Annotated in this window: 7 protein-coding genes and 1 rRNA gene; 7 read left to right on the forward strand and 1 reads right to left on the reverse strand. The window is 62.8% G+C overall.

Features of this window, described 5'->3' with window-relative positions; translation table 11 throughout:
* Positions 1 to 5: 5 nt before the first annotated feature.
* The 7 genes from rrf to GTP23_RS21895 all read left to right on the forward strand — a co-directional run bounded on the left by rrf (position 6) and on the right by GTP23_RS21895 (position 11,011).
* Positions 6 to 118: ribosomal RNA gene (rrf, locus tag GTP23_RS21865) — 5S ribosomal RNA — on the forward strand.
* Between the two features lie 172 nt (positions 119 to 290).
* A complete protein-coding gene (locus GTP23_RS21870) occupies positions 291 to 1,358 on the forward strand; it encodes a substrate-binding domain-containing protein (protein WP_161037074.1) in 1,068 nt (355 codons plus the stop codon).
* Positions 1,355 to 2,839, forward strand: a complete 1,485-nt coding sequence (locus tag GTP23_RS21875) for a sugar ABC transporter ATP-binding protein (RefSeq protein ID WP_161037075.1) — start codon at positions 1,355 to 1,357, stop codon at positions 2,837 to 2,839. Before GTP23_RS21870 ends, GTP23_RS21875 begins: the two co-directional genes overlap by 4 nt.
* A gap of 40 nt (positions 2,840 to 2,879) precedes the next feature.
* A complete protein-coding gene (locus GTP23_RS21880) occupies positions 2,880 to 3,857 on the forward strand; it encodes an ABC transporter permease (protein ID WP_161037076.1) in 978 nt (325 codons plus the stop codon).
* A gap of 85 nt (positions 3,858 to 3,942) precedes the next feature.
* Positions 3,943 to 5,556: a glycoside hydrolase family 3 protein gene (locus tag GTP23_RS21885; RefSeq protein WP_161037077.1), complete on the forward strand. Its 1,614-nt coding sequence runs from the start codon at positions 3,943 to 3,945 to the stop codon at positions 5,554 to 5,556.
* 213 nt (positions 5,557 to 5,769) lie between these two features.
* Complete coding sequence (locus GTP23_RS21890) at positions 5,770 to 8,439, forward strand: TonB-dependent receptor (RefSeq protein ID WP_229256238.1); 2,670 nt, start codon at positions 5,770 to 5,772, stop codon at positions 8,437 to 8,439.
* A gap of 67 nt (positions 8,440 to 8,506) precedes the next feature.
* Positions 8,507 to 11,011, forward strand: coding sequence for a family 20 glycosylhydrolase (locus GTP23_RS21895; RefSeq protein WP_229256239.1), 2,505 nt, complete (start codon positions 8,507 to 8,509; stop codon positions 11,009 to 11,011).
* Here GTP23_RS21895 and GTP23_RS21900 read toward each other — a convergent pair.
* Positions 10,995 to 11,780 (reverse strand): helix-turn-helix domain-containing protein, encoded by a 786-nt coding sequence (locus GTP23_RS21900; RefSeq protein ID WP_155436814.1) that lies wholly within the window; start codon positions 11,778 to 11,780, stop codon positions 10,995 to 10,997. The genes GTP23_RS21895 and GTP23_RS21900 overlap by 17 nt on opposite strands.
* Positions 11,781 to 11,810: the final 30 nt, after the last annotated feature.

Genomic DNA, 11,810 nt, shown 5'->3' on the forward strand with positions numbered 1-11,810 from the left:
CAAAGCTTGATGACCATAGCAAGTTGGTCCCACCCCTTCCCATCCCGAACAGGACCGTGAAACAACTCTGCGCCGATGATAGTGCTGCAACCAGTGTGAAAGTAGGTTATCGTCAAGCTAGTTATTAGAAAAACCCCACCATCTGCCTGAACGCGCTCAAGATCGCGCTCAGTGCCGAAGGTGGGGTTTTTTGCGTTTACATCATTTTTATTTGACAACACCTATAAAATACCTATACTACCTACCTAAATACCTAGTATATTTAATGTAAATTTAACTAAGGGTGGAAAATGGGTACTCGGAGGTGGTGGCTGACCGGTATGCTGGCCGTGGCGCTCAGTGCGCACGCTCAGCCTTTGTCGCGTGGACCTCATGGCGAACAGCCCACCCCTTACGCTGCCGTCGTCCTCAAAGCGAGCGACATCGCTGCGCTGAAGCGTAAGCCGTATCGCGCTGCCCTGGTCATGCACACCAGCTCGGATTTCTCCAGTGCCCTGATCGCCGGTGCGCGCAAAGGCTTTGCCGAACTGGGTATCAGCGTGGTGGCTGTGACAGATGCCGGCATGGACCCGCAGAAACAGCGCACCGATCTCGAAACCGTGATGGCACTCAAGCCTGATCTGATCGTCTCGCTGGTAATCGATCCCGTGTCTGGTGCCATCGCTTTCCGTCCCGTGGTTGCCGCTGGCGTGAAACTGGTTTTCATCAGCAACGTGCCGCAAGGTCTGGTGCACGGTCGCGACTACGCCGGCATCGTCACCGACGACTATCTCGCCATGGGCCAGACGGCGGCCGATATGCTGGCCAGCAGTATCAAAGGCAAAGGCGATGTCGCGCTGATCTATCACGCCGCGAACTACTTCGTCACCAATCAGCGTGATGCGGCCGTCAAACAGGCACTGGCGCGCTACCCCGGCATACGGGTGGTTGCCACGCGCGGCATCAGCAACCAGCAGGACGGCGAGGTGATCGCTTCGGCTATTCTGACCCAGTACCCCAAGCTTTCCGCCATCTACGCGCCGTGGGACAGCATCGCCGAAGGCGTGACTGCTGCTGCCCGCGCTGCCGGACGGCGAGATCTGAAAGTGGTGACGATGGACCTGGGGGCCGCCAACGCGCTGGACATGGTCAAGGGTGGCAATATGGCCGGCATCGTCAGCGATCTGCCTTACGAGATGGGCCAGACCGTCGCCCGTATGGGCGGGCTGGCTTTGCTGAACCGGCCGGCGCCGGCCTTCGTCACCGTCGATGCAGTTCGGGTCGATAGTGCCAACCTGAGTACTCAGTGGCAGCGTGCGCTGAACCGCGAATTGCCGGCTGCCGTAGCGCAGGCCATAGCTCGAAAGGGCGCGCGATGAATTCCCTGCCTATCCTGAAAGCGCGCAACGTACATAAACAGTTTGCCGACAGCTCGGTACTGCGCGGCGTGCATTTCGAATTGCAGGCTGGCCAGGTGCACGCCGTGCTGGGTTCTAACGGCGCTGGCAAATCGGTGTTGATGAGAATCTTCAGCGGCATACTGGCACCGGATCACGGCCAGCTTCTGCTTGATGGTAAGGAGCACTCGTTTGACGATGCTGGCGCGGCGCGCCGTGCCGGCATCGCGATGGTGCATCAGGAGCTCAGTCTGATTCCGACCATGACGGTCGCAGAGAATATTTTCCTGACGCGCTGGAATGATGGCTGGACCCGCTTCGTGGATGAAGCCGCCATGATGCGGGCCGCCAGTGCGCTGCTGGCCCGCTATCACATTGAACTCGATCCCTGGCAGACGGTCGGTGCCCTGACGCGCGGCCAGCAGCAGCTACTGGAAATTGCCAAAGCTCTCAGCGGCAAGGTGCGCGTTCTGATACTGGACGAGCCGAGTGCCAACCTGACTGCTGCCGAAGTGGGGCTGTTGTACCGGACCGTGAAGCGGCTGGCAGCACAGGGTATGGCCATCATCTATATCACCCACCGCCTGCGCGATGTGTTCGAAGTCTGCGATCAGCTCAGCATCCTGCGCGATGGCCGCATTGCCCATACGCTGCCAGTCGCGGCCACCAGCGCACAGGCCGTGCTGACGCTGCTGACGGCACAATTGTCCGGTGCATCCTGGCCTGCCGTGAACGTTCTCGCCGACGACGCCGCACCTCTGCTGCAACTGCGCCAGAGCGACACACAGCAAGCTGCCCTGAGCGTGCGTGCGGGCGAGATCGTGGGCCTGAGCGGTAGCGGTGCCAGCGCCATGCTGGAAGCGATTTTCGGTCTGCAGGCGCTGCATGGCTATACGCTGGCACTGTCCGGCAAGGAGCTGCACGTCCGCCATCCGTCGGAAGCGATCGCCCATGGCCTGCATCTGTTGCCGGGCGACCGGCGCCGGGCTGGCCTGGTGCTGGATCTGAGCGTGTCGGAAAACATCTTGCTGTCGCTATTCGATCGTCTGAGTTCGGCGCTGCTGATCGACGATGCACGCGGCCAGCAGATCGTCACCGGGCTGTTGCGCCGGCTCGGCTTGAAGACGGAAGACCCGGGGCAGCAGGTACGGCTGTTATCGGGCGGGCACCAGCAGAAGGTGCTGATGGCGCGCGCGCTGAGCACCGAGGGCCGCATTCTGCTGCTCGACGAACCCGGTAGCGGCATGGATGTGCAGGCGCAATCGGTGCTGTGGCAGATCGTGCGTAACTACGCGGCGCAGGGCAACGCCGTGCTGATCGCCAGCAGCGACTACGCCATGCTGGCAGCGCTATGCGACACCTGCCATCTGCTCGCCGACGATGGCATAGGCCCGCCGCTGGCGGCGGCTACTGGACAGCAGGCGCTGCTGCGCGCACTGCATGGTACGCCTTGCCAGCCCTGACGTGACGACGAATTCGAGAGGACGAAGAATGGATATCCCTATGCAAACGAGCACACCTGCGGTACCCGCGACTGCGCAAAGCCGCGTGCGCGACTGGCGTTCCATGCTGATCTACGTGGTGTTCGCGGGCCTGTTCCTGCTGTTCGCCGTCACGCTGCATGAGCGCGGCTTTCTGAGCGAGAACAACCTGATGAATATCGCCCGCCAGAGTGCCATGATCGCCATCATGGCGGTGGGCATGACCTTCGTACTGTCGGCGGCAGAGATCGATCTGTCCTTCGGCGCCGTGGTCGCGCTGGCCGCCGTCACGGTGGCGCTGCTGCTACCGTATGGCATGCTGGTGGCCGTGGCCGGCGCACTGGCCGTGGGAGCGCTGTGCGGTCTGGTCAACGGTGCGCTGGTCAGCCGGATCGGTATTCCTTCTTTTCTGGTCACGCTGGGAACGGCCGGCATTATCACCGGCATCACGCGCTCGGTCAGCGCGCTGCAATCGGTGCCGGTCGATCATGAAGTGTTTGCCTTCCTGTTCGGTTCGGGTGATATCGGCCCCGTGCCCGTGCTGTTCCTGTGGATGATGCTGGTGGTGGCGCTGGGCCATGTGGTGCTGCGCAATACGGCTTTCGGCAAGGCCGTGCTGGCCAGTGGCGGCAACAAGCTGGCCGCGACCTACGCCGGCATCAATGTGGCGCGCGTGAAGATGTGGGTGCTGCTGATCAATGCGCTGCTGGCCGCGCTGGCCGGCATCCTCTATGCGGGCCGGCTGCACAGCGCCCGCTACACGCTGGGCGAGAACGATCTGATGATGGTACTGACTGCCGTCATCATCGGTGGCACCCATTTATTCGGCGGCAAAGGTAGCGTCGCCGGATCGCTGATGGGGGCCTTGATCATGGCCATGGTCAACAACGGTCTCATTCTGATGGGGCTGGACATTGATCAGCAATTGATCTTGCGGGGCGTAATTATCATTTGCGCTGTCACGCTCACGAGCGGCAGGTTACGACGACCCCGTCGCTAGCACCGCTCTTTTCCTTAGCTTGCTGTTTTTCAGGCTGCGCTGCGCGCGGCCGGGGCAGCCTTACGCCTTTATTCTGGAGCATTCTATGTTTTCAACCTATCGGGAGCGCGCGGCGCGGCAGGTACGCCACTGGTCCCTGGAACAAAAAGTCGGACAGCTATTCATACTGGCCTTTCCCGGCAAACAGGCCGAAGCGGTACGTACGCTGATCGAACGCTATCGCCTCGGTGGCTGCTATCTGAGTCAGGACAATGCTGCCACGTTCGCCGAGGCCCGCCAGCTGACGGGCGACCTCGATCGCATCAACCAGGCCACCGGCGACGCCGTGCCTTTGCTACTGGGCGTCGATCAGGAGGGCGCATGGAGCGTGCTGATGCCGGAATCGACTACCGGTCCCGGCAATCTGGCGCTGGGCCACGCGGACGACGTCAGCATGACGGCATCCATGTATCAGGTGTTTGCCGACGAAATGCGCTCGGCCGGCTTCAACTGCGTGCTGGGGCCCTGTGCCGACGTCAATCTGCGTTCCGATTCGCCCATCATCGATGCGCGTGCTTTCGGTAGCGATCCGGCGCTGGTGGCGCGCCATGTGGCTGCGGCCGTGGCCGGCGTGCGCCAGGGCGGGCTGGTGGCGTGCGCCAAGCACTTCCCCGGCCATGGCGATACGGCCGTCGACAGCCACCGTGACATCCCCGTGGTCGATAAGCCGCTGGCTACCTTGCTCGAGCAGGACCTATTGCCGTTCCAGCGCGCCATCGATGCCGGGGTCGAGCTCATCATGACTTCGCACATCCGCTATCCGCAGCTCGATGCACAGCATCCGGCCACGCTGTCGGCACCGGTGCTGCGCGGCCTGCTGCGCGAGCGGCTGGGCTTTAACGGCATCGTCATTTCCGACAGCATGAACATGGGCGCAATCCGCCGCAACTACTCGCCGGTCGAGGCCGCTGTGCTGGCCTTCCAGTCCGGCATCGACATGATGATGCTGTCCGAGGAGCACTACGACCATCAGCCCGACTATCTGGAGCAACAGCTGGCCATGATAGACGGGCTGGTGGCGGCAGTGCGCGATGGCCACTGGAGCGAAGCCGAACTCGATGCCACCTTGCTGCGGGTGGTGTCGTTCAAGCTGGCGCGTCTGTCGGGCATAGCCCACTACCTGCCGCTGGCGATGCGCGAGCATCAGGCGCTGGCCCAGCGTGCGGCGCAGGCCGCAGTCGCCGTGCTGGCCGATCCTGCAGGCAATCTGCCGGTCAGTGCCGAGCGCGAAGTTTTTCTGATCCAAACTGCGCCGCAAGAGGCCTACCACGGCCTGATGAACGCACGCGGCATAGGCCCCAATCAGCACGTGGCGGCGTTTGATGTGCTGGCGGACAGCTGGTTCGGTGCGCACAAGCAGCTGCATGCCCATTCGCTGACCTATGAGGTGGCCGTGGACTGGCTACGCAGCATCCGCGTGCAGCCGCACATGCTGGCTGTGGCCGTGCTGGAAAACTATCCCTTGCCGGGCGAGGACTTCCCGCAAGCGCCGGCGCAGGCCTTGCTGTTCCAGCTGGCCGAGGTATTTGGCCAGCAGCTGCTGGTGATCAGCTTGAGCAATGGTCAGATGCGCTTGCCCGCGGGCGTCAGCCATCTGTGTGCGTATGGCAGCCGGCCCTGTAGCGCGCGGGCGGCGGTCAGGGCAGCTCTGGGCCTGTAAACCGGGGGCGGGAGGACAACGATTGCATTAGGAGGAGATAAAGAAGAAGGAGACGCAGACCCAGGGCGGCATTGACCGCAATAGAAGAGAAGCGTGCCGGCTGGTGCTGGCACGCGTAGCGAACCAGCATAAACCCGGCACGGCCTGAACGTGCCGATCTCTTAATAACGAAAACAGGGGAAGACCATGTTGCATTTGATGACAAGTAGAACCATGATCAGCGTCGCCGTGGCGGGCGCCTGCGCCGTGTGCGCACAAACCGTCTGGGCACAGCAGAGCGATGCCGAAGTGCCGCCAGCAGCCGTGGCCGAAACGGCCAGACCGGCCGGCGAAGCCTTGCAGGAGGTGACGGTGAGCGCCACGCGCCATTCGAGCGCGCTGCTGAAAACGCCGCTGGCTGTGTCGGCGGTTACGCAGGAAAGCCTGACCCGTGCCGGCATCACCGACGTGCGCGGCCTGTCCGGCGCGGTGCCCAATCTGCAGCTGTCGACGGCGGTGGACTCGGGCGTGCAGATTGCGATACGCGGCATCAGCACCAAGAACTTTACCGAAGCTTCCGATCCGTCCGTGGGCCTGCACGTGGCGGGGCTGTATTCGCCCCGTCCGCAAGGCGCACTGGCACTGCTGTTCGACCTCGATCAGGTGGAAGTGCTGCGCGGGCCGCAGGGTACGCTGTTCGGCCGTAACTCGACGGGCGGCAGCATCAACATCATTCCGGCCAAGCCGGAGTTCGGCTCCACCTATGGCAGCAGCGTGCTCGATGTGGGCAGCTACCGCAAACGCCAGCTCAATGTGGTGCAGAACATCGCCATCAGCGACAGCCTGGCACTGCGCGGCACGTTCATGAAGCTCAAGCGCGATGGCTGGATCAACCAGATGCAGGACTTCACGGACGTGAATATCCCGTCCAGGGGCTTCATCGCCGATGGTATTCCGGATGTGGACCAGCGCTTCAACAGCAAGGTCGATCCGTCCGATTACTACACCAACAAGAACGAATGGGCGGGCCGCCTGTCGGCGCGCTGGAAGGCCGCGCGCGATGTCGAATGGCTGGTGGCGTATGAGCGCTACCAGAACTCGGGCGCGGGCAATCTGTTCATCAAGGATTGCGATCAGGCGGCCGGCACGCGCTTCGCCTGCCCGGGCAGCCAGTGGGATGTGAAGATCAACCTGCCCGGCAAGATCGACATGTCGATCAACACCCTGCGCTCCAATTTGATCTGGGATCTGAACCCGAACAACCGCATCGAATACAGCCTGGCGCACGCCATCCAGAAACGCAGCCAGCAGACGGACGATGATGCCGGCTACCATCCGCTGGCCAGCCAGGTCGATGTCAAACTGCCCGTGCCCGCAGGCGGCAATGGCAGCACCTGGCCTGTGCTCGACACCAACTCGCGCACGCTGGATTCGAAATACGTCTCGGATGTGCACGAGCTGCAGCTCAAGCAGAATTACGACGCCTTCCAGACCGTGTACGGCGGCTTCTACATGAAGGAAAAGAACCAGATTAACTATGCGCAGGAATTCCTGGCGATGGCACCGTACGGTTATCCGATCAGCCAGTACTACAACCAGCCGGACGTGCAGGTGATCGCCAAGGCACTGTATGCCCAGACCGACTGGAAGTTCGCCCCGCAATGGACGGCGACCTTCGGCGGCCGTTACAGCTGGGATACCAAGATCAACAACAACGGCAAGGTGTTCGGCGGTGACTGGGATCCGTCCAAACCGGCTTATTACAACGGCCAGTTCAATCCGGGCGTACCCGGCACGCCCGGCTTCGCTGCGCACAACGGCACCCAGCTCACCCCCGGCATGGGGCCACTGGCCGGCACGGGCGCCTATGCGCTGTATGGTCCGCCTGCCGTCAATACCAACGAGCAAAGCTGGAAGCACTTCACTTACCGGCTCGGCCTGATGGCGCAGCTGACGCCGTCGGACATGGTGTATAGCTCGCTGTCGACCGGCTACAAGTCCGGTGGCTTCTCGGATCAGGATGATGCCTGCGGCGGCAAGACCTGCGTGGATGGTCCGGCGGGTCCGCACATCACCTTCTTCCCGTGGGGCCCGGAGACGGTGACCAATCTGGAGCTGGGCTACAAGGGCCGCTTCCTGGAGAATCGCCTGAACCTGTCGGCCACGCTGTTCTATAGCCGCTACAAGGACAAGCAGGAATATGGCCAGTTCTTCTCGGCGCTGGTGAAAACGGATGCGCCTTGCCCGGCCACCAACCCCACCTGCAACGTGATCATCAAAGGCATGACCAAGAATGTGGGCGTGGTCGACATTCCCGGCCTCGAGCTCGAGCTGGATTACAAACCGTGGCGCGGTGCGCGGCTGGGGGCGTCGTTCGCCTACATCAATTCGAAGATGCGCGACTACCCTACCTATAGCGATAACTACGGTTGCGGCTATCGGGCGGAATTCGGCGCCGTGCCTTGCCCGCCCATGTATTCGGGCAGCGACCCTACGCTGGTGGGCAAGCAGATATATGACATTACCGGCAACCACCTGACGTTCTCGCCCAAGTACACCATGTCGCTGAACTTCTCGCAGAACATCAACCTGCCGAACGACTATGTGCTGGTGCCGTGGCTGTCGGTGAAGTGGCAGGACAAGATGTACTTCAGCCTGCGCAATCTGGATAACCCGCACATGTCGGATGCGCAGAAGGCCTATTCCACGGTGGACGGTTCGCTCAAGCTGATCGGCCCGCACAACTGGTATGCGGAGCTGTATGGCTTGAACCTGACCGATACGCGTTCCAAGAATGCCGCCAATTTCTATAGCGGGTTTGGCGCCAACAACGCAGGCGGCTTTGTACGCGCCTCGTGGAATGATCCGCGCACGGTGGGCCTGCGGATAGGTGTGAGCTACTAGGTGTGAGCTACTGAGCTGGGCCATGCCCGCCGCAAGGCGGGCATGGGTACGCAAGAGGATGAGGCATATGAATCTGGAATTGGCATGGGCGTGTCTGGGCAATGATGCGAGCGGCTTTAGCGCGCGCCTGCAGATACGCAATGCGGGGCCGGCGGCCTTGCCGGCCGCTGGCTGGACGCTGTACTTCAACACCTGCCGGCCGGTTGATCCGGCCCGGCTCAGTGCTTCGGTATGTCTGCTACACCCCGGCGGCGATTTGTTCGGTTTTGCGCCGGCGGCAGGCTTCGCCGGACTGCTGCCGGGCCAGACACTGGAGATCGAATACTGGTCGGCCGGCTGGGCGATCAGTGTGACGGATGCGCCGCTGGGTTTCTATCTGGTGCTGCAGGATGCGCAGGGCGGCCAGCAGGTGCGGGCGCTGGGCGATGCGCAGATTGCTCCGTTCCTGACTCCGGCGCAGCAGCAGCGCGGTCCGGAGGACAGGCTGCCGGCCAGCACGGCGGCCACGCGCTATGCCGCTGCCTGCGGCTTGCCCGAAGCCGAAGCGCTGCATGGGCTCACGCCGGCGCCGCAGAGCTGGCGCAGTGCGGCAGGACGGCTGACGCTGGGCGCTGCCACGCGCATTCTGTACCAGCCTGCACTGGCCAGCGAGGCCGAGCTGCTGCGTGAGTTGCTGGATGCGCAGTGGGGGCTGGCGCCACACTGCCTGCCTGCCGATGGCCAGCCTGCGGGCGATGCCATCGTCTTGCGTCTGGCCCAGGCCGGCGATGGCATCGCGCACGGAGAGGAAACCTATGGCCTCGAAGTGAGGCCGCAAGGCGTGCTGATTTGCGGCGCCAGCGGGCATGGCATCGCCCATGGCATCCAGAGCCTGCTGCAACTGCTGAGCAGCGCAGTGGCGGGCGTGATCCAGCTGCCGCTGGGCGTGATGCGCGACGCCCCCCGCTACGCCTACCGTGGCCTGATGCTCGATGTGGCACGCCACTTCATCGGCAAGGCTGCCGTGTTGCGCATCATCGACCTGATGGCTTGCTACAAGCTCAATACTCTGCATTTGCACCTGAGCGACGATGAAGGCTGGCGCATCGCCATTGCCGCCCTGCCCGAACTGACCGAAGTGGGCGCACGGCGCGGCGCCGATGCGGCCCTGTGTGCTTCGTTCGGCTCGGGGCCGCAGGCGCAGGATTCGGCTGGCAGCGGCTATTACAGCCGCGCGGATTTCATCGAGATCCTGCGCCATGCACAGCGCCGCCATATCAGCGTGCTGCCGGAAATCGATTTGCCCGGCCATGCCCGTGCCGCCATACTGGCCATGCAGGCACGCCATCAGCGCCTGCTGGCTGCGGGGCAGGTGGAGGCGGCCGAAGCCTATCTGCTGTCCGATCCGGAGGACTGTTCGACCTATCTATCGGTGCAACTGTGGCGCGATAACGTGATGTGCGTGGCCCGGCCCGGCTGCCTGCGCTTTATCGAGACGGTGCTGCGCGAACTGCAATCCATATACGCTGAAGCGGGCACGCCGCTACACACCATCCACACGGGCGGCGATGAAGTGCCGGACGGCGCGTGGCTGGCGTCACCCCTGTGCCGCCAGCTGATGGCGCAGCACGGGCTGGCCACGACAGCTCAGCTGCAGGAGTATTTTTTCGACCAGCTGCGCGCACTGGTACAGCATCTGGGCCTGCGTCTGGCAGGGTGGGAGGAAATGGCCGTGGCCAGCGCGCCCGATGGCACGGGCCGGGCTGTGCCCAATCCGCGTTTCCTCGATGCGCCCATGCGCAGCTATGTGTGGCTCAGTGCATGGGGCAAGGGGCGCGAAGATCTCGGCTACCGGCTGGCCAATGCCGGCTATCCGGTGGTGCTGTGCAATGGCGACCGGCTGTATCTGGACCTCGCTTGCGCCAAAGACCCTGAGGAACCCGGTTATTACTGGGCCGGCTTTCCCGGTCTGCGCGAAGTGCTGGAATTCTGCCCCGAAGATATTTACACGGATGCCCGTTGCGACCTGATGGGGCAGGCGCTGGAGCCGGCCGCTCTGGCCGGAATGGTGCGGCTAAGCGAGCAGGGCCGCGCCAATATTCTCGGCATACAGGCCCAGTTATGGGGCGAGAATGTGCGCGACGGCGCGCGCCTCGACTATCTGCTGTTCCCCCGTCTGCTGGCAGTGGCCGAGCGTGCCTGGTGTGCCTCGCCAGTCTGGGCCGGCATGAACGATATGGCAGCGCGCCGGGCTGCACAGGATGCGGCCTGGGCCGAATTTTCCCAGCGGCTGGGGCGCCATACCTTGCCACGGCTCGATAGCCTGGCCGTGCCGCCGGCTTACCGCCTGCCGGTGCCGGGTGTGGTGCTGCAGGATGGCGTGCTGCACGCGAATCTGGAATTGCCCGGCCTGACGATGCGCTACACGCTGGACGGTAGCGAGCCGGATGCGCAGGCGGCCGTCTATACGGCGCCCTTTGCATGGGTGCCTTCGCCGCAGCAGGAGGGGGCGCAGGTGCGGATAGCCGCTTTTAGCAGCAATGGCCGCAAGGGACGCAGTGCGGTGCTGGATCTGCCTAGTTCGACAGGCTGATCAGGTAATTGCGCAGGTTGATGCCCTTGTTGGTGATGCCCAGCTTGGCGCGCAGGCTGTTACGGTGGTTTTCCACCGTCTTGGATGCCACGCTGAGGCTCTGGGCGATTTCCTTGGTGGACTTGCCTACCTTGATGAACTTGGCCACCTGGATTTCGGACGGTGTCAGCAGTGCGTAGATATGGTTTTCCAGTTCGACGTCGTCCGTTACGGCCGAGCGCACCATGCCTTCGATCAGGTCCAGGCACATCAGCAGGATAGGGTCGCTGATGGCGGCCTTGACGGCCTGAATCTGCGGCAGGTGCTGGTTGCGGATGCGGTCCAGCACGCCGTCGACGTCGCCGCTGGTCTGCCATTCGTGGAATTCGGTCAGCGTTTCGGTCAGGCTGTAAAACTTGGCGAAATCGGGGCTGGGGTAGTGCTCGTCGCTCGCTTCCTCTTCGACCGTGCCCACTTCGATATTCCACAGATCCTGATCCACCCGCAGCAGGTGCAGCTTGAGGTCGCGATTGAAGAACTTCCAGCCATCGCTGCCCGTTACCGAGGTGCGTATCAGGGCCTTGATGGCGTCCAGATTATCCTGCCCGATCAGGAATACAAAATGGTCGAGACTGGTGGCCTGCTGGTGCGAGGGGTAGTTATGCGTGACGATCACTCCCGCGCTGGAAAAACTGATGACGTAGATATGCCGATAGGCGAGCACATGGCGCAGTGCCTTGATCTGGGTCTCTAGCTGGGCAACGAGGGCAGTGGGGTGATCAGAATTCATGGTCCGGCGTGGGTAGATATCGGTCAGGCT

The organism is Duganella fentianensis (genome assembly GCF_009857835.1).
GTDB lineage: Bacteria > Pseudomonadota > Gammaproteobacteria > Burkholderiales > Burkholderiaceae_D > Rugamonas > Rugamonas fentianensis.

Excerpts from the sequence above, each read along its gene's own strand:
- GTP23_RS21890 (WP_229256238.1), top strand. The coding sequence starts at position 5,770 with ATGATCAGCGTCGCCGTGGCGGGCGCCTGCGCCGTGTGCGCACAAACC.
- GTP23_RS21875 (WP_161037075.1), top strand. The coding sequence starts at position 1,355 with ATGAATTCCCTGCCTATCCTGAAAGCGCGCAACGTACATAAACAGTTT.
- GTP23_RS21900 (WP_155436814.1), bottom strand. The coding sequence starts at position 11,780 with ATGAATTCTGATCACCCCACTGCCCTCGTTGCCCAGCTAGAGACCCAG.
- GTP23_RS21870 (WP_161037074.1), top strand. The coding sequence starts at position 291 with ATGGGTACTCGGAGGTGGTGGCTGACCGGTATGCTGGCCGTGGCGCTC.
- GTP23_RS21885 (WP_161037077.1), top strand. The coding sequence starts at position 3,943 with ATGTTTTCAACCTATCGGGAGCGCGCGGCGCGGCAGGTACGCCACTGG.
- GTP23_RS21880 (WP_161037076.1), top strand. The coding sequence starts at position 2,880 with ATGCAAACGAGCACACCTGCGGTACCCGCGACTGCGCAAAGCCGCGTG.
- GTP23_RS21895 (WP_229256239.1), top strand. The coding sequence starts at position 8,507 with ATGAATCTGGAATTGGCATGGGCGTGTCTGGGCAATGATGCGAGCGGC.